This window comes from Acidiphilium sp. PA (assembly GCF_026191915.1).
Taxonomy (GTDB): Bacteria; Pseudomonadota; Alphaproteobacteria; order Acetobacterales; family Acetobacteraceae; genus Acidiphilium.
The window spans coordinates 117959-139405 of the sequence record NZ_JAIMBY010000005.1 but is presented as its reverse complement, the minus strand read 5'-3'; the positions used below and the strand labels follow the sequence as shown (position 1 = coordinate 139405).

Annotated in this window: 22 protein-coding genes; 14 read left to right on the top strand and 8 right to left on the bottom strand. The window is 64.6% G+C overall.

What is annotated here, in order from left to right; translation table 11 throughout:
• Window positions 1–58 precede the first annotated feature (58 nt).
• Genes AruPA_RS09280 through AruPA_RS09250 form a run of 7 tightly spaced genes read left to right on the top strand, consistent with a single transcriptional unit; the run spans window position 59 to window position 6388 of the window.
• Complete coding sequence (locus AruPA_RS09280; RefSeq protein WP_265636387.1) at window positions 59–703, top strand: carbon monoxide dehydrogenase subunit G; 645 nt, start codon at window positions 59–61, stop codon at window positions 701–703.
• The gene (locus AruPA_RS09275) at window positions 700–1602 is read left to right on the top strand and encodes a MoxR family ATPase (RefSeq protein WP_265636385.1); all 903 of its coding nucleotides are present in this window, start codon (window positions 700–702) and stop codon (window positions 1600–1602) included. The genes AruPA_RS09280 and AruPA_RS09275 overlap by 4 nt, the downstream gene beginning before the upstream one ends.
• Window positions 1599–2813 carry a VWA domain-containing protein gene (locus AruPA_RS09270; RefSeq protein WP_265636384.1) on the top strand — a complete coding sequence of 405 codons (1215 nt, stop codon included), beginning with the start codon at window positions 1599–1601 and terminating at the stop codon, window positions 2811–2813. The genes AruPA_RS09275 and AruPA_RS09270 overlap by 4 nt, the downstream gene beginning before the upstream one ends.
• Complete coding sequence (locus tag AruPA_RS09265; RefSeq protein WP_265636383.1) at window positions 2810–3133, top strand: XdhC family protein; 324 nt, start codon at window positions 2810–2812, stop codon at window positions 3131–3133. The genes AruPA_RS09270 and AruPA_RS09265 overlap by 4 nt, the downstream gene beginning before the upstream one ends.
• Window positions 3130–3816 (top strand): XdhC family protein, encoded by a 687-nt coding sequence (locus AruPA_RS09260; RefSeq protein ID WP_265636382.1) that lies wholly within the window; start codon window positions 3130–3132, stop codon window positions 3814–3816. The genes AruPA_RS09265 and AruPA_RS09260 overlap by 4 nt, the downstream gene beginning before the upstream one ends.
• The gene (locus tag AruPA_RS09255; RefSeq protein WP_265636381.1) at window positions 3813–5432 is read left to right on the top strand and encodes a molybdopterin-binding/glycosyltransferase family 2 protein; all 1620 of its coding nucleotides are present in this window, start codon (window positions 3813–3815) and stop codon (window positions 5430–5432) included. Before AruPA_RS09260 ends, AruPA_RS09255 begins: the two co-directional genes overlap by 4 nt.
• Window positions 5429–6388: a D-glycerate dehydrogenase gene (locus tag AruPA_RS09250; protein ID WP_265636380.1), complete on the top strand. Its 960-nt coding sequence runs from the start codon at window positions 5429–5431 to the stop codon at window positions 6386–6388. The genes AruPA_RS09255 and AruPA_RS09250 overlap by 4 nt, the downstream gene beginning before the upstream one ends.
• A 59-nt stretch (window positions 6389–6447) precedes the next feature.
• Here AruPA_RS09250 and AruPA_RS09245 read toward each other — a convergent pair whose 3' ends face one another.
• The 3 genes from AruPA_RS09245 to AruPA_RS09235 are packed head-to-tail and all read right to left on the bottom strand — an operon-like array spanning window position 6448 to window position 9094.
• A complete protein-coding gene (locus AruPA_RS09245) occupies window positions 6448–7251 on the bottom strand; it encodes a tetratricopeptide repeat protein (RefSeq protein ID WP_265636379.1) in 804 nt (267 codons plus the stop codon).
• Window positions 7248–7682, bottom strand: a complete 435-nt coding sequence (locus AruPA_RS09240; protein WP_265636378.1) for a hypothetical protein — start codon at window positions 7680–7682, stop codon at window positions 7248–7250. The genes AruPA_RS09245 and AruPA_RS09240 overlap by 4 nt, the downstream gene beginning before the upstream one ends.
• A 5-nt stretch (window positions 7683–7687) precedes the next feature.
• Window positions 7688–9094 carry a type II and III secretion system protein family protein gene (locus AruPA_RS09235; RefSeq protein WP_265636377.1) on the bottom strand — a complete coding sequence of 469 codons (1407 nt, stop codon included), beginning with the start codon at window positions 9092–9094 and terminating at the stop codon, window positions 7688–7690.
• A 303-nt stretch (window positions 9095–9397) separates the two neighbouring features.
• Between AruPA_RS09235 and AruPA_RS09230 the strand changes: the two genes are divergently transcribed.
• From AruPA_RS09230 to AruPA_RS09210, 5 genes are all read left to right on the top strand, one after another.
• Entirely contained in the window at window positions 9398–10633 is a 1236-nt protein-coding gene (locus tag AruPA_RS09230) for an ABC transporter substrate-binding protein (RefSeq protein ID WP_265636376.1), read from the top strand.
• Between the two features lie 77 nt (window positions 10634–10710).
• Window positions 10711–11586, top strand: a complete 876-nt coding sequence (locus AruPA_RS09225) for a branched-chain amino acid ABC transporter permease (RefSeq protein WP_265636375.1) — start codon at window positions 10711–10713, stop codon at window positions 11584–11586.
• Window positions 11587–12507: a branched-chain amino acid ABC transporter permease gene (locus tag AruPA_RS09220; RefSeq protein WP_265636374.1), complete on the top strand. Its 921-nt coding sequence runs from the start codon at window positions 11587–11589 to the stop codon at window positions 12505–12507.
• Window positions 12508–12509: 2 nt separating this feature from the next.
• Window positions 12510–13976 carry an ATP-binding cassette domain-containing protein gene (locus tag AruPA_RS09215; RefSeq protein WP_265636373.1) on the top strand — a complete coding sequence of 489 codons (1467 nt, stop codon included), beginning with the start codon at window positions 12510–12512 and terminating at the stop codon, window positions 13974–13976.
• Between the two features lie 167 nt (window positions 13977–14143).
• Window positions 14144–15103 (top strand): transporter, encoded by a 960-nt coding sequence (locus AruPA_RS09210; protein WP_265636372.1) that lies wholly within the window; start codon window positions 14144–14146, stop codon window positions 15101–15103.
• A gap of 99 nt (window positions 15104–15202) precedes the next feature.
• On the opposite strand, the gene AruPA_RS09205 is transcribed toward AruPA_RS09210, so the two are convergent.
• The 5 genes from AruPA_RS09205 to AruPA_RS09185 all read right to left on the bottom strand — a co-directional run bounded on the left by AruPA_RS09205 (window position 15203) and on the right by AruPA_RS09185 (window position 19194).
• Window positions 15203–15652 (bottom strand): hypothetical protein, encoded by a 450-nt coding sequence (locus AruPA_RS09205; protein ID WP_265636371.1) that lies wholly within the window; start codon window positions 15650–15652, stop codon window positions 15203–15205.
• Between the two features lie 11 nt (window positions 15653–15663).
• Window positions 15664–15975: a thiosulfate oxidation carrier complex protein SoxZ gene (gene soxZ / locus AruPA_RS09200; protein ID WP_265636370.1), complete on the bottom strand. Its 312-nt coding sequence runs from the start codon at window positions 15973–15975 to the stop codon at window positions 15664–15666.
• Between the two features lie 12 nt (window positions 15976–15987).
• On the bottom strand, window positions 15988–16479 hold the full coding sequence (gene soxY / locus AruPA_RS09195) for a thiosulfate oxidation carrier protein SoxY (protein ID WP_265636369.1): 492 nt from the start codon (window positions 16477–16479) through the stop codon (window positions 15988–15990).
• Window positions 16480–16745: 266 nt separating this feature from the next.
• Entirely contained in the window at window positions 16746–17954 is a 1209-nt protein-coding gene (locus AruPA_RS09190) for a glycosyltransferase (protein WP_265636368.1), read from the bottom strand.
• Window positions 17955–18129: 175 nt separating this feature from the next.
• Window positions 18130–19194, bottom strand: coding sequence for a HoxN/HupN/NixA family nickel/cobalt transporter (locus AruPA_RS09185; RefSeq protein WP_265636367.1), 1065 nt, complete (start codon window positions 19192–19194; stop codon window positions 18130–18132).
• Between the two features lie 311 nt (window positions 19195–19505).
• On the opposite strand from AruPA_RS09185, the gene AruPA_RS09180 reads away from it, so the two are divergent.
• Both AruPA_RS09180 and AruPA_RS09175 read left to right on the top strand, forming a co-directional pair.
• Window positions 19506–20645, top strand: coding sequence for a transporter substrate-binding domain-containing protein (locus AruPA_RS09180; RefSeq protein ID WP_265636366.1), 1140 nt, complete (start codon window positions 19506–19508; stop codon window positions 20643–20645).
• On the top strand, window positions 20642–21253 hold the full coding sequence (locus AruPA_RS09175; RefSeq protein WP_265636365.1) for an ANTAR domain-containing response regulator: 612 nt from the start codon (window positions 20642–20644) through the stop codon (window positions 21251–21253). Before AruPA_RS09180 ends, AruPA_RS09175 begins: the two co-directional genes overlap by 4 nt.
• Window positions 21254–21447: the final 194 nt, after the last annotated feature.

The window sequence follows — 21447 nt, the reverse complement described above, 5'->3', positions numbered from 1 at the left end:
CGACGGTCAAACTAAACACGGCCGGCATGGTTGAATTCGATGAAGGAGCGTCCCTCTGATGGATATGTCTGGTGAACGGCTGATCGCGGCACCGCGCGAGACGGTGTGGCAGGCCTTGAACGATCCGGCAGTGCTGAAAGCCTGCATCCCGGGCTGCGAAACCATCGATAAGCTCTCCGACACTGAAATGACGGCCACGGTCAGCGCCAAGATCGGCCCGATCTCGTCGCGGTTCAACGGCAAGGTCACGCTGGCCGACCTCGATCCGCCGAACTCATACACGATTTCCGGTGAAGGGCAGGGTGGCGTGGCCGGATTCGCCAAGGGCGGCGCGAAGGTACAACTTTCCGATGCCCCCGGCGGCACCGCGCTGCATTACGAGGTCAACGCCCAGATCGGCGGCAAGATGGCGCAACTCGGCGCGCGCCTGATCGATTCGGTCGCGAAATCCTACGCCGAGACCTTCTTCACCCGGTTCTCCGAACTCGTCGCCCCCGCCGTCGCCGCACCGCTGCCGGCGGCTGCGCCCCACCACGCTCCGCATGAGGACACCATGGCCGATCACACCCACGCCCACGCGCCCGCCGCCGATGGCTACGACCGCAGCAACCCGGTCATCGCCGGCCTGCCGATCGGAATCTGGATTCCGCTGATCATTTCGATCGTTGTGGTTGCGATCGTCATCGCCAAATTCATCGGATGACCGCAATCCCCTTGCCGACCTCGGTTGCCGAAACCGCAGCTCTCCTCGCCCGTGGCGACTACATCGCCGACCGGGCGCTGGCGACCAGTGTGCATCTCGCGCTGGCGATGCAACGGCCGCTGTTTCTCGAAGGCGAACCGGGTACCGGCAAGACCGAGATCGCCAAGGTGCTCGCCAGCCAGCTCGGCCGCCGCCTGGTCCGCCTGCAGTGCTACGAGGGGCTCGATCTCGCCGCCGCCGCCTACGAATGGGACCACGCGCGCCAGCTGATGGAAATCCGCCTCGCCGAAACGGCGGGCGAGTCCCGCGCGGCATTGCGCCAGAACCTTTACGCGCCGGAATTCCTGCTTCGTCGCCCGCTGCTCTCGGCGATCGACCCCACTTTGCCGCCGGCGGTCCTGCTGATCGACGAACTCGACCGCGCCGATGAACCGTTCGAGGCGTTCCTGCTCGAAATCCTGGGCGATTTCCAGATCACCATCCCCGAATTCGGCACAATCGCGGCGAGCACCAAACCCATCGTGATCATCACCTCCAACCGCACCCGCGAAGTCCACGACGCGATCCGCCGCCGCTGCCTCTACCAATGGGTCGACTATCCCGATGCCGCGCGCGAACGCGCCATCCTCGCTGCCCGCGCGCCCGGCGTCCCCGCCCTGCTTTCGGCCCAGGTGGTCGCCTTCGTGCAAAGTATTCGGACCACAGACATCTTCAAACTGCCCGGTGTGGCCGAAACGATCGATTGGGCCTCGGCGCTCGCCGCCCTCGATGAAACCGAACTCGCCCCAGGCGCGGTGGACGATACGCTCGGTGCCCTGCTGAAATATCAGGATGACATCGCCAAGGTGCGCGGCGAACTCGCGACCCGGCTGACCGGGGAGGCAGTCCGCGCCGCATGAACGCCCCCGCCGCCCACGGCGTGCTGGCGTCGAACGTGATGCATTTCGCCCGCCTGCTGCGCCGCGCCGGCCTGCCGGTCGGCCCCGGCGAAGTGGTTGCCGCGGCCACGGCACTCGCCCATGTCGACATCACCGATCGCCGCGTGATGCACGCCGCCCTTCGCGCTGTCATGCTGCGCCGCCACGAGCACGCCGCTCTGTTCGACCAGGCCTTCTCGGTGTTCTGGCGCAACCCCGAAGCCGCCACGTTCGAGGCGCTACTTGCGCAGATGGACGGTCGCGCCCCTTCTCAGGAACGCGCACCCCCCGGCGCCCGCCGCCTCGCCGAAGCCATGGCTACCGCCAAGCCGCGCGACCGCCCGCCCACGCCCGACCAGCCCCAGCAGATCGACGCGATCCTCACCGCCTCCGGCCAGGAACGGTTGGAAACCCTGGATTTCGAGGCGATGAGCGCGGCTGAAATCGCGGAAACCAAGGCCGAGATCGGCCGGCTCAGCCTGCCCCTCGATGAGCGGCGCACCCGCCGCTTCCGCGTCGCCGCGCGCGGCAGCCGCGTCGATCTGAAGCGCACGATGCGCGAGGCCCTGCGCCACTCCGGTGAGATTTTCGACATCACGCGCCGTGTGCCGGTCACCAAACCGCCGCCGCTGGTCGTGCTGTGCGACATTTCCGGCTCGATGGCGCGCTACGCCCAGATCCTGTTGCACTTCCTGCACGCCGTCGCCAACGACCGCGACCGCGTCACGGTATTCCTGTTCGGCACCCGCCTGACCAACATCACCCGCCAGCTCGCGCGCCGCGACCCTGAAATCGCCTTCGCCCACGTCGCGAGCCTGGTGCCGGACTGGTCCGGCGGCACGCGGATCGGCGAGGCGCTGGGCGAATTCAACCGCCTGTGGTCTCGCCGCGTGCTGGCGCAAGGCGCCGTCGTCCTGCTGGTCACCGATGGGCTGGACCGCGACGGTGCGGTGGGCCTTGCCGAGAACATGGCGCGCCTGCATCGCTCGGCCCGCCGTGTCATCTGGCTCAACCCGCTGTTGCGCTACGATGGATTTGCACCAAAATCGCAGGGCGCACGCGCGATGCTACCCTATGTCGACGAGTTTCGGCCGGTGCATAATCTCGCGAGCCTGCGGGGTCTGGTCACGGCGCTGTCGAGCGCCGCACCGCCCCGGCTGCAAGCGGCTGCTTTATGGGAAGGACGGACATGACCATGGATTCCGAGGATATTCTGACGATCGCCGCCGACTGGCTGGCGGCGGGCGAGGCTGTGGCAGTCGCCACCGTCACCAGCACCTGGGGCAGTTCGCCGCGCCGCGCCGGCAGCCGCATGGCAATCACCCAATCCGGCCGGATCGCGGGTTCGGTCTCCGGCGGCTGCATCGAGGGTGCGGTGGCCGAGGCCGCGCTGCGCAGCATCGAGACCGGCACGCCCCAGGTGCTCGATTTCGGCGTCACCGACGAACGTGCGTGGGAGGTTGGCCTCGCCTGCGGTGGCAAGGTCTCGGTGTTCGTGGAAAAACTGGCGTGAAAGCCGAACACCTCCACGCCCTGCAGGTCGCCGCCGCGCAGCGCATCCCGGTCGCCTTCGCAACCCGCCTGCCAGATGGCGCCGCCTTCATCCTGCCGGACCCCGCCGCGCCGCAGGCCCTGGCACTCGAAGCCGCCGCCATGCTCGCCGCCGACCGGACCGGTATGGTCACGATCGGCGCGGAGACCTGGTTCATCGAAGCCCGCAACCCTGCGCCGCGCGCCATCATCGTCGGCGCCGTGCATATCGCCCAAAGCCTCGCACCGCTCGCGGCCACCATGGGGTTCGACGTCGCGGTGGTCGATCCGCGCCGCGCCTTCGCCTCGGCCGACCGTTTCCCCGGCGTCGTCATTCGGACGGACTGGCCGGACGAAGCCCTGCAGGACCTGCGCCCGGACGCGCGCACCGCCATCATCACCCTGACGCACGACCCCAAACTCGACGACCCCGCCCTGATCGCCGCGCTCGCGACCGAGGCGTTCTACATCGGCTCGCTGGGCTCGCGGAAAACCCATGCCGCACGGCTCGACCGGCTGCGCGCGGCCGGCCTCACCGACGCGACCCTCGCGCGCATCTGCGCCCCGGTCGGGCTCGACATCGGAGCGGTGACCGCCCCCGAAATCGCGCTCTCGATCATTGCCCAGATGGTCGCAGCGCGGCGTGGCAAGCCGACCAGAGCGTGATTTTCGGACCGGCACCGCTGAGCGAGGCGCTGACCGGCGCCATTCTCGCGCATAGTCTCAAAACCGGCGACCGCGTGATCGCCAAAGGCGCCACGCTCGATGTCGCCATGATCGCTGCCCTGCGTGCGGCCGGACATGATGAGGTCATCGTCGCACGCCTTGATCCGGGCGATGTGCCGGAAGCCGCCGCCGCCGCCCGGCTCGGCGCCTGCCTCACAGGCCCGGGACTGCGGATCGCAGGGCCGGTGCACGGGCGGGTGAACGCGTTTGCCACGATCGCCGGGCTGCTGCGCCTCGACCGCGCGACGATCGATGCGTTGAACGGAATCGACGAAGCGATCACCCTCGGCACGCTGGCCGATGCCGTGCCGGTTGCCGCCGGCGACATGCTGGCAACCCTCAAGATCATCCCGTTCGCCGTCGCCGCCGCCACGCTCGCCCGTGCCACCGCGCTCCTCGAACAGGCGCCCGCCATCACGATCCTGCCGTTCCGGCCGCTGATCGCAGGCCTGATCCTGTCCCGCCTGCCGCAACTCAAGGATGCCGCCATCCGCAATACGATCGATGCGACCCGCCGCCGCGTGCTCGCCCGCGGCGGCCGCCTGCTCGAACCGATCGAAACGCCACATGAAGCCGCCCCGATCACCGAAGCCATCACCGCGTTGCGCGCCGCCGGCGCCGATCTGATCCTGATCGCCGGCGCCTCTGCGGTGACCGACCGCGCCGATGTCGCCCCGGCCGCGATCGTCGCCGCGGGCGGCGTAATCGAGCGGTTCGGCATGCCGGTCGATCCGGGCAATCTGCTCTGTTTCGGGCGCATCGGCGCCATGCCAACCGTCGTGCTGCCCGGCTGCGCCCGCAGCCAGAAACTGAACGGTATCGATTTCGTCCTCGATCGCGTGTTCGCCGGCGCCCCGATCGATCATACGGCGATTTCCGGCATGGGCATCGGCGGCTTGCTGAAGGATTTCGCCCCACGCCCGGTGCCGCGCACCGCCCGTCCCGCGCCGAGTGCCGCGCCGCGCATCGCCGCCGTTGTGCTTGCCGCCGGCCGTTCCTCGCGCGCCGCGCCCGCCAACAAATTGCTCGCCCCCCTGCCGGATGGACGCGCGCTGATCGCCATGACGGTCGACCACGCCCTGGCCTCGCGCGCCGACGAGGTGATCGTCGTCACCGGCCACCAGGCCGATCTCGTGCAGGCGGCCCTCGCGGGACGCACTCTGCGATTCGTCCACGCCGCGCGCTTCGGCGCGGGCATGGCCGAAAGCCTCAAAGCCGGCGTCACCGCCCTCACCGAAGATATATCGGCGGCGCTGATCTGCCTCGGCGACATGCCGCTGGTCGATGCCGCGGCGCTCGACCGTCTGATCGCAGCATACGACCCGGATGAAGGCCGCGCGATCGTGGTACCCACCCATCGCGGCCGGCGTGGCAACCCGGTCCTCTGGGACCGGCGCTTCTTTGCAGCGATCGCCACCCTCGACGGTGATGCCGGCGCCCGCCAGATCCTGGCCCACAATCTCGAGCTGGTCGCCGAAGTGGCGATGGACGACGATGCGGTATTGCGCGATTTCGACACCAAGGATGCGCTGGCAGCGCTGAAGGATGACTCATGAAACGACGGTTGGTGATCACCCGCACAATGCCGCCGGCCGTCGCCGGCCGGGCAACCGCCGAATACGACGCCCAGTACCTCGACATGGTGGGCCCGTTCGATGCCGAGGCGTTCCTGGCAGCACTCCCCGATGCCGACGCTGTTCTGGTCACCCCGGCGGACCGGATCGACGCCGGCGTGATCGCGCAGCTTCCGGTCGGCGTGAAAGTGATCGGCACCTTCTCGGTCGGCACCGATCATATCGACCTGCAAGCCGCACGTGCCAGCGGCCTCGCCGTTGTGAACACGCCGGACGTACTGTCCTTCGCCACCGCCGAGATCGCGCTGACCCTGATGCTGATGGCTGCGCGCCGCGCCGGCGAAGGGGAACGCCTGATCCGCGCCCGCGCCTGGGGCGGCTGGACGCCCGATTTCATGCTCGGCTCCAGCATGGAAGGCCGCACGCTCGGCATTCTCGGCATGGGGCGTATCGGTCAGGCCCTCGCCCGCATGGCGCAGGGCCTGTCGATGCGGGTGATCTACCACAACCGGCGCAACCTCCCCGCCGCGCAGGAACAGGGCGCCACCTACGAGCCGGACGAAGCCGATTTCCTGGGCGCATGCGATGTTCTGTCGATCCACCTGCCCGGCGGTTCCGCAACCCTGCATTGGCTGAACGCTGCCCGCATCGCCCAACTCAGGCGCGGCGCGATCGTGGTCAACACCGGCCGCGGCTCGACGATTGACGATGACGCCTTGATCGCCGCTCTGACCTCCCGGCACGTCGCAGCCGCCGGGCTTGACGTCTTCGCCGCCGAACCCGCCGTTCCCGCCGGCTATCTCGCCCTCGAAAACGCGGTTCTGCTGCCCCACCTCGGCAGCGCCACACATGAAACGAGGACGGCTATGGGTATGCTGGCGCTCGATGGTATCGCGGCCGTGCTGGCAGGTGACGAGCCCGCGAATCGCGTCGTTTGATCCGGCGTGTCGATCGCGCAGTTCGTGCGAACGAACCCGTACCGAGCCCATCAACCCCCTCAGCCCGCAGCCTCTTTCACAGCAGGCAGCGCGCGGAGCCTGAGGATCTGCGCGATCATCGCATCGGCCTCGGCCGCCGGCATGTCAGCGATCAGAATGCGGTTCGCCGCCTTCGGATGGCCGGCGAGGGCGAGTGCCGTCGCGTAGTCCGCGCGGATCAGCGGCGTCGCACCGGGGTCGCGCGCGAGCGGACCCAGCACGATCTCGGCCTGCGCGGGATTGCCGCCAAGGGCCAGGCTCATGCCAAGATTGACCGACGCCGCCTGCATCGAAGGGTCGATCGCCAGCGCTGATCGAAAGGCCGCCTGTGCCGCACTGAACTCACTCTGGTCGGCCCGAGCGATGCCCAGATCGTTGAACGCGACCGCATTGCCCGGCGCATCCCGCGTGGCGTCGTTGAAATCGTCGGCGGCGGTGCGCGGATCGGTTGGCAGCGCGCAACGGCCAAGTCCAAGCTCGGCTGTCGCGGTCCGCGGCGAAACGCGCAGGGCGTGGCGAAAATCCGCCGTGGCGCTGACGCAGTCGCTCAGCAGGTAATAGGCGTCACCCCGATCGATCAGGGCTTCACTGTCATCAGGGTTGGATTTCAGGACAGCATTGGTCACGGTCAGCGCCATCTGCGGATTGCCACCGGCGAGTGCCGTCCGGGCGATATTGAGTGTCCGGTTGCCGGTCAGCGCCGCGCTCAGCGGCGTGCCGTTCGAACAGGCTGCCAGTGGACCCAGGATCAGAAGAACCGCCGCGATGCGACGTCCAAGCCCGATCGTGACGTTACGTTGAGAATCGATAATCGACGAGATCATTGCGTTGCGCCCCCCGACATGCCGCCCATGCTGCCGCCGCCCGAGCTACCCCCGCCCATACCGCCGGACCCCATACTGCCCGAACCCATGCCAGCCGAACCGCTCGAACCGCCCGCGGCACTGCTCGATGCACCTGCACTGCCGCCACTGCCAGACTGCGCGGACCCCGTGCTGCTGCCCGATGACCCGCTCGATAGTGCGCTGGTGGCGGAATCGATGGCGGTGGTCGCCATGTTGCCCGTCAACACCGGATGGCTGCTGCCGCGATAAAAATCCCGCGGGTTCGCCAGTTCGATCTCGATGTTCTGCATCGGCGCCCGATTGGCGTGCCAGGTGCCCTGGCGTTGAAACGGCTCGAACTGGCTACAGCCGCTCAGCCCCATGCCAAGCGCGGCGACGACCAGAGCGGTAGCGGCGGAAACCGGGTTCATGCGCCTCACCGGAGCACGAAGCCGGCAGCACCCGGCAGGGTGGTTTCCTGCGCGACGGTGCCGTTTTCGCGAAACAGGAAGATACGCTGAACCTGATCGGGGGTGGTCCACCCGCTGTCCGGCGTTTCGAATTTCGCCGCATCATCGACTGGCTTGACCAGGTAGGGTGTGACCAGAATGACCAATTCTTCTTCCTGCTTGTTGAAGTTATCGTTGCGGAATGCCGCTCCCAGCACGGGAACCTGCCCCAGGCCCGGCACGCTGCTGTCGGTTTGGTTGCTGCTGTTATCAAGCAAACCGGCGATCGCCAGCGTCTGACCGCTGCCGATCACCACGGTGGTCGATGCCGATTGGGTGGAAAGCGACGGCACGACAATCGCTTCGCCGGCGACCGAAATTTGAAACGAGCTCTGCGTGGTCGGCGAACTGACTGTCGGCTCGACATGCAGAATGATACTGCCGTTATTCAGCACGACCGGTTTGAATTTCAACTGCACGCCGTAATTCTGATACGCGACGGTGACGGTACCGTTCTGCCCGGGCACCGGCACAGGGAACGACCCGCCGTCGAGAAAGCTCGCAGTCTGCCCGGACAACGCCGTAAGTGTCGGCTCAGCCAGGATATGCGCCAGATTGTCCGTGTTCAGCGCATCGAGTACGCCATCGATCGGAACGGTGTTCTGCGGAAATTGCAGATTGAACGAACCCCCGACCGGTGCGGCGGCGCTCGATGGTCCGAGCAGACTGCCAAGAGTCGAAAATCCGAACAGGAACTTGCCGATCGCGACACCACCCGCGGCACTTTGCCAGTTGATGCCGAGTTGTTGGGTAACGGTACGCGACATTTGTGCGATTCGCACTTTCAGGGCGACCTGTTGCGGTTGCTGCACCTCGGTTTCGTTGATCACGGTCTGGCCCGGGCCGGCGGCGAGTTGGGCCCGATTCATCAGCATCCAGTCCTGTGCCGGTGTCGGTACACGCCCCCGCACCACCAGCCCGTTCGCCTCGCTGGTCACGCGCACGGCAGCACCCGGCGCGACCTGCGCCGCCTCCGCCCGCACCCGCACCGCCGGATAGCGATCGGGTGTCACGACCACGTGATAGAGTGCGATTGCCTTGCCGTTACTGTCGGTCGCGGTCAGCGTGGTGAAACCCGGCGCCTTGCCGAACACGAACAGCTTGCGCGCACTGGCTGGCCGAACCGCGATCACATTGGGGTCCGCGACGAACACATTGCTCGCCGCCCCGGTCAAATCAACGAGGCGGCCGCTGCCCTGCGTTACCACCAGCCGACCACCCGCTGCCGTTCGTGGCTTCGCAACAACAGGGACCTGATGCTGCGGCTCGGCATGGGCCGCCCCGCCCAACATCGCGACAACCGCGCCCGATGCCAGTACCCAGCGCCTCAGCATCGCACGGCTGCCATTGCTGAAATCATCCCGCCACGTGTGCGCGACGCCGACCAATTTTGCCCGATCACTGCCACAGCATTTTGCCCTCAAACCCGGCGTGGAATGACCCTGCTCACGCCATCGCATCGCCATCCCTAACCGAGAGTTCTTAATATTTGATTGAGATTGCCGATGAATTCCGCAGCATCGTGAAGGCGATCGGGGTTACAGCGTGCGATACCCCCTTGCCGTTTGCGCCACCTATGGCATGAATGGTCGCGAGGGCTTCGTCCATCCTCGCCAAAAGAAAACGGGAGACATGATATGTCCAGAAAACTATGCACAGTCCTGCTGGCAGGCGCCGCGTCGTTGGTCGTCGCCACCGCCGTCGCGCAGGCCGCCAAACCGCTCGTCATCGGCATCACCACCGAACTCGGCACCATTCCGGGCAAGGCCATTGCGAATGGTGCTACCCTCGCGGCCGACCAGATCAACGCCAGCGGCGGTGTTGACGGTCGGCAGATCAAGCTGATCATCGAAGACGATCACCTGTCCACCACCGATGCCATTCGCTCGTTTCAGCGCATGGTCAAGCAGGACCACGCCGTCGCCGTCGTCGGCACGTTCGTGAGCGAAGTGGCGCTCGCGCTCGAACCCTGGGCCGCCCGCCTGCACGAGCCCTACATGATCACCGGCGCCGCCGCCAACGAATTGTCCGAATACGTCCACGCGGACTACAAGGCGCGGCAATACATTTTCCACGCCTACCTTCCCGCCGCCGATCTCGCCCGTGCCGTCTGCGATGCCTCGAAGCAGACCCTGGTCGACCAGTTCCACATGACGACCGCGGTCGTCATGAGCGAGGATGCCGCCTGGACCAAGCCGCTCGACGCCGGCTACGACAAATGCCTGCCAACCGCCGGGCTGAAAGTGCTCGACAATATCCGTTTCGCCCCGAACACGACCGATTTCACGCCGATCTATCAAAAAATCGAGGCCCTGCACCCCAACGTCATCATCGATGGCTGGGCGCATGTCGGTGTGCAGCCCACCGTGCAATGGGCCGAGCAGAAAGTGCCGATCGCGATGGCCGGTATCAACGCGCAAGCGGGTTCATCGGTGTTCTGGAAAGCCACCAATGGCGCCACCGAAGGCGTCATCACCGGCAACACCTCGGCGCCCGGCGTGGCCATCACGCCCAAGACCCTGCCGTTCACCGACGCCTATCAGAAAAAATTCGGCATCTCGCCCGCCTATTCCGCCTATTCCACCTACGATGCGATCTACGCCCTGAAGGACGCGATCGAGCGGGCAAAATCGACCAAGCCGCTCCCTGTCGTGGACCAGCTTGCCAAGACCGACATGGTCGGCACCCAGGGCCAGATCGCGTTCGAAGGCCCGTCCGACAAATTCACCCATGCGCTGAAATATGGCCCGAAATACGTCACCGGCGTCGCGGTTCAGTGGCAGAAGGGTGAGCAGAAATGCATCTGGCCGTTGAACCTCGCTAATGCCAAGCCCGCGTTCCCTTCGTTCGTGAAGCTGCCCGCGAAATCCTGATCGTGCCGCAACCCGCCGGCCCTGCGGGGCCGGCGGCGCTGTATGATCGGCATGATGTCTGACCGGGGGCGGAATCCTTGCTTGCACTGCAAATCCTGATCGATGGCTTCGCGATCAGCACGCTCTATGCTCTGGGCGCGCTGGGCTTCACGCTGATTTTCGGCGTCTCCGGCGTGCTCAACCTCGCGCATGGCGGCCTGCTGGTGGTTGCCGCGATGATCGCCTGGTACGTCGGGACGTCGCTCGGCTATGGTGCGGATTGGGGGGCACTCGCCGGGCTCGGCGCCGCCATCGGCGCGGCCCTCCTCACTTATGGCGGTGTCGTTCGCCCGATCGAGCGATCCCGCGCCATCCCGCCGCGCGAGCGTGAATTGTTCGTCCTCACCGCAACGCTGCTCTGGGGCGTCATGATCCAGGAAGCCCTGGCCTATGCCTTCACCGACAGCCCCGTCACCGTCCAACCGCTGATCGGCGGCACCATCGGCATCCTCGGGGTTCGCACACCGATCAATGAACTGCTGATCGCCATCATCGCCTGGGCGGTCATGGGATGCCTTTGGCTGCTGGTCAACCGCACCAAAATCGGTAAGCGCCTGCTCGCGGCCTCCATCAATCCGCGCGCGCTCACCCTGCTTGGTTTCGAACTCGGCACCATCTACCTCACCGTCTGGCTGATCTACGGCGTGCTCGCGGGCATTGCCGGCGTGCTGCTCGGCAGTTTCCTCGGCACCGGCTCGGATTACATCCCCGACCTGACGGGCAGCGCCTTCACCATCGTCGTGCTCGGCGGCCTCGGTTCGGTCTCGGGCACGTTGATGGCGGCTTATGTGGTCGGCTACATCGAAACCCTTACCGCCTACCTCATCTCGCCGTCGCTGCGCGATGTGCCGGCGCTGTTTCTGCTGATCATCGTTCTCTACGTGCGGCCGCAAGGGCTGCTGGGACGGCGCTAGATGCGAACAATCTCGCTGCGGCGTGCCCTGCCGCTCATCATCGTGCTCGTGTTCCTCGCGGTCCTGCCGCTGGGTGCCAATGGCTATATTCTCGGCGTGCTGACCACGGCTTTTTACTTCGCGGTGTTCGCGATGTCGTGGGATCTGCTGTTCGGCTATGCCGGTGAGGTCAATTTCGGACCGACCTTCCTGATCGGCCTCGGCGCCTACGGGGCCGGCATGGCCAACGCCCTGCTGCACGCGCCGGTGCCGCTCGCCATTCTCATCGGCGCGATCGTCGCGGTCGCAGGCGGCGTCGCGCTCGCCATTCCGGCACTCCGCCTCAGCGGCCCCTATCTCGGCCTGATCACCCTGGTCGCGGTGCTGCTGCTGCAACAGGCCATCGTCATCTTCGCCGGCGTCACCGGCGGTGAAATCGGCCTCTCGGTGCCCGACGTCCTTTCGATCGACAGCGGCCCCAACTATGAATATGCGCTCGCCTTCATGATCATCAGCGGGCTGGTGCTCAGCATCATCGCCCGGTCCTCGCTGGGCATGATCCTGCAAGCCGCCGGCCAGGACAAAATCGCCGCCGCCGCGCTCGGTTTCAACGCGACACGACATAAAATCATGGCCTTCGCAATCTCCGCCCTGTTCTCCGGCCTCGCCGGTGCCCTGCTGGTGTTCTACCTCGGCACTGCCTCGGTCAGTGCCGTGGTCGATGTCTCGATCGGCGTGCGCGTGATCATCGCCGCCGTGCTCGGCGGCCGGCGCACGATCATCGGCGGCGCGATCGGCGCCATCTTCCTGATCGTCGCCGGCGAATTGCTGCGCCCGATCGGCCAGCTCTCCACGTTCGTCGTCGCCCTGATCGCCCTGATCGTCATCGTGATCCTGCCGGACGGGCTCCTCGGCCTCCTGCCCTCGCGCAGGGGGGCCTGAGCATGCCGCAGCCCATTCTTGTCGTTGATCGCCTGCACAAGCGATTCGGCGGCCTGATCGCGGTCAAATCGCTCGATTTCGCCCTTCATTCCGGCGAAATCCTCGGCCTGATCGGCCCGAACGGCTCGGGCAAATCCACCGTCATGCAGATGATAATGGGTGTGGTGAAACCCACCAGCGGCGCGATCCTGCTCAACGGCAGCGATATCGCCGGCAAACCCATCTTCGAGATCGCCCGCGCCGGCATCGGCATCGTGTTCCAGCACTCCCGCCCGCTGCGTCTGCAAACCGTGCTCGAAAACATCCTGCTCGGCCTGCTGCCGGACCGGATCGACCGGCTCCGTCCGCCACCCGGCGCAATCGACCGCGCCCGCGCCATCGCCGCCGAATGCGGGCTCGCGGCCGTGCTCGACCGCATGCCCGCCACCCTGCCATTCGCCGACCTGCGGCGGATGGAACTCGCCAAAGCCATCGCGCGCGACCCGCAGGTGGTGCTGATCGATGAACCTTTCGCCGGCCTCACCCGCGGCGAGGTCGATGATTTCGCGGCCCTGATCACACGGTTCCGCGACCAGGGCAGGGCGGTCATGCTGGTCGACCACAATGTCAAAAGCATCGCCTCCCTCGCCGATCGGGTGCTCGCACTCTATCTCGGCGAAAAAATCGCCGAAGGTGCCCCCGGCGCGGTCATGCGCGACGAAACCGTCCGCCGCGTCTATCTCGGTGGCGGCATCGAAACCCATGAACGTCCCGAAGCCGATATCGCGGCGCGCAAGGTGCTGCTCGATGTGCGCGGCATCAGCCTGTTCTACGGCAAGGCCCAGGCGCTCGACGATGTTTCGCTCACGATCCACGAAGGTGAATTCGTCTCGGTCGTCGGGCTCAACGGGGCCGGCAAGACCTCGCTGTTCAACGCCATTTCCGGCCTGGTGCCGTTTCGTGGCGCGATCGCCTGGAACGGTGCCGTGCGCGGCCGCGAGAGCGCTGCCGCCATTGCGCGCGCCGGCATCGTCCAATGCCCGGAGACCCGCGAATTGTTCGGCGCCATGAGCGTCGCCGACAACCTCGCCCTTGCCGGCCAGCGCCTGCCCGACCAGGAGCGGGCCGAACGCCTCGCCTGGTTGTTCGGCCTGTTCCCCATCCTCAAGGCGCGCGGCGAACAGCACGCGCGCACCCTGTCGGGCGGCGAACAACAAATGCTGGCGATCGCCCGTTCGCTGATGCTCAAGCCGCGTTTACTGATCCTTGACGAGCCGACGCTAGGTCTGGCGCCGGTCATCCTCGGCCAGTTATCCGAGGCACTCACACGCTTGCGCGAAACCACCGATATCACCGTGCTGCTCGGCGAACAAAACGTCACCTTCGCGCTGCCCCACGCCGATCGTGTGTATGTCCTCGAACACGCCCGCATGGTCTGGCAGGGCAGTCCCGCCCGCTTCGCCGAAGAAGCCGGTGCCGGTTATTTATGATGAACCCAAAGCAAAAACTGCATGTGGCAGAAACGACACTTCGCGACACAAAACAGGCGCCGAATTACAGTTCAACGATGCAGCGTGTTGATCTGATGGGGTTTATGGCCGCACAATCCCGTTAAATAAAGCTGCAACAATTTCCAGTTCAAGGGAGACTTCGTCCAATGACACCAACCCGCAAAAACCTGGCGAGCCGTGCGATCTGCACCGTCGGTGCCGCTGGCGCGCTGCTCGCGCTGAGTGCTGCTGTCATGCCCGCGCAGGCCGGTGGCCCATTGCCCTACGACCTGATCACGCCGCCGCCGAACGTCAATATCGCGATCATGTATAACGAAATCACCTCCGGCGACAGTTTCTACACCGCCGGCGGCACCAAGGTGGGAAACACCAGTGTCGTCACCGATGTGCCGATCCTGCGCTTCGTCCACACGTTCGGCCAGGTATTCGGTGCGCAATGGGGCGTGCAGATCATCGCGCCGGATGTCAATTTCATCGGCAACACCAAGGTCGGCGGCCAAAGCCTGTCCAATAACGGCGGCTTTGCCGAGCCGCAGCTATCGGCCTTCATCTACCCCTACAGCAACCCGACGCAGGACGCCTATCTGAACTTCACCTATTTCTTCAGCCCCGCCATCGGTGCGTACAACCGCAACGTTTCCCTGAACGCCAGCAGCAATTCGGTCGTCAATAATTTCGAAATCGGCTTTGGCCATCGTCTGTTCGGCCAGCCGAAGGGCAAACGCCTCGACTTCGAAGTCTGGCTCGATGGGTATCTGTACGGCAACAACAGCGATGGTCCGCCGATCGGCCCCTTCAAATCCACCGTCCACACCGAAGCGGCCGGTCAGGTCATCGTCTATCTGCCGTATTATTTCCACCCGCAGACCGCCGGCTACGTCGGTCTGAGCTTCGAGCAGACCATCGGCGGCAAGGCCTATCTCTCCTCGCCGATCGGCAATTTCGATACCGGCAATCGTAACGACGTCACCACCATCGGCGTCAACGCGGGTACCTTCCTCGCTCCCACCATCGCCGCGCAGGTCTCGCTCACCACCGATGTCCGCGTACGCGGCGGCGTCAGAAACAACGTGATCTTCCTCGCCCAGGTTGCAAAAATCTTCTGATCCGACCCGGGACCGCCGCACCCCGCGGCGGTCCGTATCGGGATGGATCACATCGCTCCGCGCGATCCCGACCACCCATCCCCTCCATGCCCGCCATTCTTACGGGCGCACCAGGATATAGCCCTTGGCCACCAGCGCCATGATGCGCGGAATGCCGTACGGCACCGGAACGGCGTGCGGGTTGAGTTTCGGCGCGTGGCCGGTTTTACGCGCGATGGTGTCGATCGTATTCATGCACACGTCGAATTCGACCCCTTGCGCCACCAGACTGTCCACCGCCTCGCGCAGCACAGCATTGGCATAAAGGATCCGCACGCCGGGTCCGAACGCGACAACCACGATCGAAACGGTGTCGGGATAATCTTTCAGCACCGAGTTGGCGGCGCTGATGATGGTGTTCTGTTTGGCCATCGAACCATCGGACAACTGCAGCACGAGCTTATGCGTGGCGAATGGATTAGCATTGTCCGGCGGCGTGGCGGCGCGGCTGCGCGTTGCCCATCCTGTCGTGATCGCGGCGGCGGCGATCAGCGCGGTGCGGCGGTCCATGCGGCCCGGCGTCAGACGATCTTGGCGGTGCTGACGGCGGATTCGCCTTTATTGTCGACCCAGGCGATCCCGATCGGCTGGCCAGGTTTGCCGCCCTTGAAAGAGAATTTGATGAACGGATTTTTCGACACCGCCGGCCCCCAATAGCCCGTGAGCACCGTCTTGCCCTGGCAGGTGAATTCAATCACCTCGATGTAGTGGGGCGGGATGATCCTGCCGCTCTTGTCCCGCACGAAGCCGCTGTCCATCGGGTGCTTGATCAAAGCTTCGACCGTGGTGGTATCGCCCGTCGTCGTGGCATGGACCAGAATTTGATGAACCATCTCCAATCTCCTTCAGCCGCAGCCGCCGAGGGTGACTTTGACCTGTTTGGCGGTGCTCATCAGTTTGCCGTTGGACTGGATGACGCTGATAACCTGCGTCGTCTTCGCCAGTTTGATCCGGCTCGAGATTGCAGGGCTGGTGCCGGGCGGGATTTTATAAGCACAGGCCAGAATGAACGGATTATCGAGCGCGAGTACGCCGGCCGCCGTGATCCCGGGCAAATTGGCATCGAAGGTGACGGGCACGACCGCGCCATTCTCCGCGATATCAGGTGCTTCCATCCTGACATCGGCGGTGTCGGTCAGCGTCGCGGTGCCGAACATGGCCTGCAAGGCCGGATCTTTCTCGGTCTGGCGGAACGCCTTGGCAGGGTAGCTCGAAACCGCCGGTGGCGCGATTTCGGCCGATGCCAAAGACGGCAGAGCAATGCCGGCCGCGGCGCCGGCAGCGACGGCGCGCAAAACATCGCGCCGTTTCGGCCCGGTGGGGATAGGCTGACCCATGGAGTCCATGTTTCCTCGCTTCCTTGGCGTTTCCTGATCGTGGCAGGCATGAACGGCTCGGACGAGGATGCGCTACCGCGGTTTTCGATGCAAGCTGGCGTTCGCAGTAGCCATAATGGTAAGGCAGAGGAAGATCTTTTTTTTTGTGAACAAAAAAGAAGCAAAAAAAACTTTGTTAATTTGGGTCCGTGCCGTTTGAAACTTTCGGTATCCCGATGTCGGAAAGCTCTTTGCTTCTTTTTCACAAAAAAAGCTCCGATCAGACCCTACCCCTGCAACGGCCTCAACGACCGATCCATGATCGCGGCCAACCGGTCCGGAATTTCGAACAGTGCCTGATTGCGCAGCCCAAGCGCGTTCCGCCGGAACCGTTGCAGCCGGTCATCGCGATAGAGCGACGTAACGGCCTCGCCGACATGGCGCAGATCGCGGATCACCAGGCCAACGTCGTGCTGGGCAACCCATTCAGCGTTATAGCGTTCCTGCGGCATGGTGCGCCGGTTGCGCTCGATGATCACCGGCAGACCAAGATGCAGCGCCTCGCTGATGCTGCCCGGCCCGGGTTTGCCGATGAAAAAATCAGCGAGACGCATGTAATGCGGCACCTGGTCGGTGAAGCCGATCGCCCGGCACCGGTCGGTCGCCGCAAGTTGCGCGGCGAGCACGCGGTTATGGCCGCACATCACGATCGATTGCACCGCGAAAGGCAGGCGCGCGAGGCGTTCCACGATGGTGAGGGCGCGTTTCGACCCATTGCCGCCGAACATGATCAACGCGGTCGGCCGATCCGGATCGAGGCTGAGTTCGCGCCGCGCCGCGCTTCGATCGATCGGGGCGGTCTGATAGAAGCGCGGGCTGAGCACCATGCCCGAAACCTGCATGATACGTTCGGGCCGGTAATGCCGCGCGCGCGCCTGTGCGGCCGCCTTGTCGCTGCCGCAGATGATGAATTGATCCTGATCCTCTTGCCAGAACCGCGGCGGCTGATCCGCAATATCGGTCATGATCGTGACGTAGGGCACCTCGGCGTGCACGCGGCGGAGTGAACGGAACAGCACACCGTTGAAGTTCGGAATCAGCGAAACCACGAGGTCGGCCGGCCGCCGCCGCCAATGGGCTTCGAGCACCGCCTCGATCGGTGCGGCGCGCAGGCGGATGCCCGCCTGCAGCCCCCGCAGCAGCGGCAGCGAGCCATAGGTCCAGCCGCGTTTGAGCATGCCATTATAGACCGCCTCGGACGAGGCGCGCCGGCGCGTCAGGCGCACCACGGGGTCGACCGGGCGCAGCAATTCCTGCAGATTGACCAACTCCACCCGCCAGCCAGGGTAGCGCTGCCCGATGATCTGATGCAGCGCAACCGCCGCACTCCGGTGGCCGCCGCCGGCATCGAAATAGATGAACTGGACGGACGGACAGCACGCCGACGGAGCGATCGGCGGTGCGCGCCGATCGACCGGTATCGTCAGTTCAGTCATGTCGATGGCATCACCCGGCTGGCTTTGAACAGACAATCGCATGCGAATTGCGTCACGAGATTAAAGCACGCAACCGTTAGCCCGCGCGTGATGATTAAATGACAATGTGCGCGACCGCGCGGTCGTCGCCGCGCATTGCTGATTGTCAAGCCAGAACGTTGGGCCGTTCTCAGGATCATTCGACCGGCGCGATTTCGACCTCATCGAGCCGCTTAAGTCGATACACCAGGGTGGAGACGAGCCAGCTCGCGACAAAAATTCCGATGATCAGAAAGCCGATCATGCCGAAATACCGGTCGTTCGCGGCACCGATGGTGCGCCAGAACAGGCCATGCAGGCTGAATTCGTTGGCGATCAGGCCGAGCGTTTCGACGCTCCCGACAATGACGGCGACAATGACCGAAACGATCGTGATGGTCAGGTTGTAGTAAAGCTTGCGGATCGGTTTGACGAAGGCCCAGCCATAGGCGCCGAGCATCAGAATACCATCGGTCGTGTCGACCAGCGACATGCCGGCGGCGAACAGCATCGGCAGCATCATGATCGCCCAGACCGACACGCCCTTGACCGCCTCCGCACCGCCCATCCCGAGCAGGCTGACCTCGGTCGCCGTGTCGAACCCAAGGCCGAACAGCAGACCGACCAGCAGCATCTGCCAACTACGCGTCACCAGGCGGAACAGCGGCCGCAGCAGGCGCGACATGAAGCCCCGCTTGTTCAACAGGATATCGAAATCATCATCGGCGTACCGCCCGGTGCGGCGCGCGGCGCGGTATGTTGCGTAGACCGAGCGCGCGATCACCAGATTCATTGCGGCCATCGAGAACAGAAAGACCGCCGAGATCAGCGTGCCGACGATGCCGGCGGCGCTGTTGAGCATGGTGAAGCGATGGTCGACGGTCATGGCGGTGAGCGCGATGGCGGCGGTGGCAATCACGAGAACCATCGAATGGCCCATCGAGAAAAAAAAGCCGACCATGGCGGGCCGTTGTTTATCCTGCATCAGCTTGCGGGTGACGGAATCGATCGCCGCGATATGATCGGCATCGACGGCATGGCGCAGCCCGAAAGCGTAGGCGAGGGCGGAAAAACCGAGCAGGACGATGTTGTGGCGGAACGCGAGCAGCGCGCCGGCCCAGGCGCAGATGTTCAGCGCGATCAGGAACGCGTAGCTCGCGATGATCTTGCCGCGGATGTTGTCGCTCCGATCATCGAACACCGCCTTCAAGGCACGCAGCATCGGATCGCTCCTGTGGTGGGGTGATTGCCATCGCGGGATCACGGTAGACGGCGCACAGGTTTGGAGGCAAGGTGTCGTGGTTTGCAAACAACTATGCAGTACAAAAATCTCGATATTATGCCCGTACCGCCCCAAATGCCCGTACCCCAAACCCACAAAGTTTTTTGCTGCTTTTTTCAAAAAAGAAGCGCTTCCTTGTCCGGTCCGCGCATAGCGAAAAATCCTTGCGGGCGTTTGCGCTTTCATGCAATGTTCTGGGGGTCTGCGGCAAAATAAAAATTTAATTTTCTTGGCATCGGAAGGTTGCAGGCATGGGTAATCCCACGGCAGAAACCGGCGCGCCATGGCGGGTTGGTTTATTGTTCTCGAAAACCGGCATCACCTCGGTCATCGAGCAGACCCAGTTGCAGGCATCGATCCTGGCGATCGAGGAGATCAACGCGGCCGGCGGCATCAATGGGCGCGAATTGCAGGCGATCCACTACGATCCGGGTTCGAGCACGACGGCGTTTGCCCAGCACGCCAAGCGCCTGATGATCGATGACGGGGTGACCACGATTTTCGGGTGCTATACCTCGAGCAGCCGCAAGGCGGTGCTGCCGGTGGTGGAACGGCTGAACGGGCTGCTCTGGTACCCGACATTGTACGAAGGGTTCGAGTATTCGCCCAACATCATCTATACCGGTGCCGCACCCAATCAGAACAGCGTGGTCTTGTCACAGTATCTGCTGAAGACCTACGGTACCCGTTTCTTTCTCATCGGGTCTGATTACATCTATCCGCGCGAGTCGAACCGGGTGGTGGGCGAGCTGGTGCGCATGGCGGGTGGTGCCGTGGTGGGTGAGCGTTATGTCGGCCTGCGGGCGCAGCGGCGCGATTTTCTGCCGCTGATGCGTGAATGCCGGCAGGTGCAACCGAGCGTGATTTTCTCCACCGTGGTCGGCGAAGCGACGACGCATCTGTATCAGGCCTATGCCGATGCCGGGTTCGATCCGCGCATCATGCCGATCGCGAGCCTGACCACGACTGAGGCGGAAATCGGCGCGATGGGGCCGGATGTCGGCTGCGGTCACATCACCGCCGCACCCTATTTCGAGGCGATCGATTCCGATGTGAACCGCGCGTTCGTCCGGCGTTACAAAAAACGCTTCGGGTCCGATCAGACGACGAACATGTGCGTCGAGGCCGCGTATTTTCAGATCCACATCTTCGCCCGCGCGCTGGCGATGACCAATTCGATCGAGACCGATTGCCTGCGCCCGATGGTGCTGGGTGCCGCATTCGATGCACCGCAAGGCCAGATCACGATCAACCCGCTCTGCGGCCACACGGATTTATGGACGCGCCTGGGCCGGGCCAACGGGGATGGCAAATTCGACATCTTCTGGCAGTCCCGCATGCCGGTCGACGCGGATCCGTATCTGGTCGGCTATGGAGCGCACGTCGCATGATCCGTGAACAAACCGGGCGCGAACCAGCAGCGCGCGCACGGCAGGAAGCGGCGTTGGCGGCGCTCGATATCGTGGTGATGACGCCCCGCAGCGCGGACGGCGAACTGCTGATCCGCGAATTGCAGCGCACCCGCGCCAGTGTGCGCCATTGCTGGCCGGCGCCCGAAACCTATCCGGTCGAGGCGGATGTGATCGTGAGCGAATGGGTGCCGCGCCTCGCCCATCGGCTGCCCTGGGTGCCGGGCCAGGCGAAGGCAGCGCTGGTGGTGGTGCTCCCCGCCGGCCCGCTCGCGCTCGATCAATTGCACGATGTCGCGGCGGATGCGCTGCTGCCACGCCCGTTCACGCAAGGCGTGGTGGCCGCCATTGTGCTGCATGCCCATGTCAGATTCGCCTATGAACAGCGCCTGCGCGCGCGGATCGACAAGCTCGATGAAACATTGCGGGGCATGCGCACGATCGAGCGCGCCAAGGCGATCCTGGTGGAGACGCGCGGCATCGGCGCGGATGATGCGTATCATTTCATCCGCCGCCAGGCGATGGACCGCCGCGTGACAATCAACGCGGTCGCTGCGGCAATTATTGACTCGCACGAGCTGCTCGGATAGATTTGTCGAAGCAACGCGGGTCGATTGCAAGGTCGGCCTAAGCGTTACGACAGACGAACGGCAACAGCGCCGTGGAAAATTGAACGGCGACATCGCCCTCGTAGCGGCCACCCCAGGTGGACGACACGAGGGTTTTTGTTGTTCGGCGTTCGCCAGCGTTTTTTGTGAACCGGCCATCATTTCTGGAGAACGGA

What these genes read in the sequence shown, in the direction of transcription:
- AruPA_RS09280 (WP_265636387.1), top strand. Translation starts at nt 59, where the DNA reads ATGGATATGTCTGGTGAACGGCTGATCGCGGCACCGCGCGAGACGGTG.
- AruPA_RS09275 (WP_265636385.1), top strand. Translation starts at nt 700, where the DNA reads ATGACCGCAATCCCCTTGCCGACCTCGGTTGCCGAAACCGCAGCTCTC.
- AruPA_RS09270 (WP_265636384.1), top strand. Translation starts at nt 1,599, where the DNA reads ATGAACGCCCCCGCCGCCCACGGCGTGCTGGCGTCGAACGTGATGCAT.
- AruPA_RS09265 (WP_265636383.1), top strand. Translation starts at nt 2,810, where the DNA reads ATGACCATGGATTCCGAGGATATTCTGACGATCGCCGCCGACTGGCTG.
- AruPA_RS09250 (WP_265636380.1), top strand. Translation starts at nt 5,429, where the DNA reads ATGAAACGACGGTTGGTGATCACCCGCACAATGCCGCCGGCCGTCGCC.
- AruPA_RS09245 (WP_265636379.1), bottom strand. Translation starts at nt 7,251, where the DNA reads ATGATCTCGTCGATTATCGATTCTCAACGTAACGTCACGATCGGGCTT.
- AruPA_RS09240 (WP_265636378.1), bottom strand. Translation starts at nt 7,682, where the DNA reads ATGAACCCGGTTTCCGCCGCTACCGCTCTGGTCGTCGCCGCGCTTGGC.
- AruPA_RS09235 (WP_265636377.1), bottom strand. Translation starts at nt 9,094, where the DNA reads ATGCTGAGGCGCTGGGTACTGGCATCGGGCGCGGTTGTCGCGATGTTG.
- AruPA_RS09230 (WP_265636376.1), top strand. Translation starts at nt 9,398, where the DNA reads ATGTCCAGAAAACTATGCACAGTCCTGCTGGCAGGCGCCGCGTCGTTG.
- AruPA_RS09220 (WP_265636374.1), top strand. Translation starts at nt 11,587, where the DNA reads ATGCGAACAATCTCGCTGCGGCGTGCCCTGCCGCTCATCATCGTGCTC.
- AruPA_RS09215 (WP_265636373.1), top strand. Translation starts at nt 12,510, where the DNA reads ATGCCGCAGCCCATTCTTGTCGTTGATCGCCTGCACAAGCGATTCGGC.
- AruPA_RS09210 (WP_265636372.1), top strand. Translation starts at nt 14,144, where the DNA reads ATGACACCAACCCGCAAAAACCTGGCGAGCCGTGCGATCTGCACCGTC.
- AruPA_RS09205 (WP_265636371.1), bottom strand. Translation starts at nt 15,652, where the DNA reads ATGGACCGCCGCACCGCGCTGATCGCCGCCGCCGCGATCACGACAGGA.
- soxZ (WP_265636370.1), bottom strand. Translation starts at nt 15,975, where the DNA reads ATGGTTCATCAAATTCTGGTCCATGCCACGACGACGGGCGATACCACC.
- soxY (WP_265636369.1), bottom strand. Translation starts at nt 16,479, where the DNA reads ATGGGTCAGCCTATCCCCACCGGGCCGAAACGGCGCGATGTTTTGCGC.
- AruPA_RS09190 (WP_265636368.1), bottom strand. Translation starts at nt 17,954, where the DNA reads ATGACTGAACTGACGATACCGGTCGATCGGCGCGCACCGCCGATCGCT.
- AruPA_RS09185 (WP_265636367.1), bottom strand. Translation starts at nt 19,194, where the DNA reads ATGCTGCGTGCCTTGAAGGCGGTGTTCGATGATCGGAGCGACAACATC.
- AruPA_RS09180 (WP_265636366.1), top strand. Translation starts at nt 19,506, where the DNA reads ATGGGTAATCCCACGGCAGAAACCGGCGCGCCATGGCGGGTTGGTTTA.
- AruPA_RS09175 (WP_265636365.1), top strand. Translation starts at nt 20,642, where the DNA reads ATGATCCGTGAACAAACCGGGCGCGAACCAGCAGCGCGCGCACGGCAG.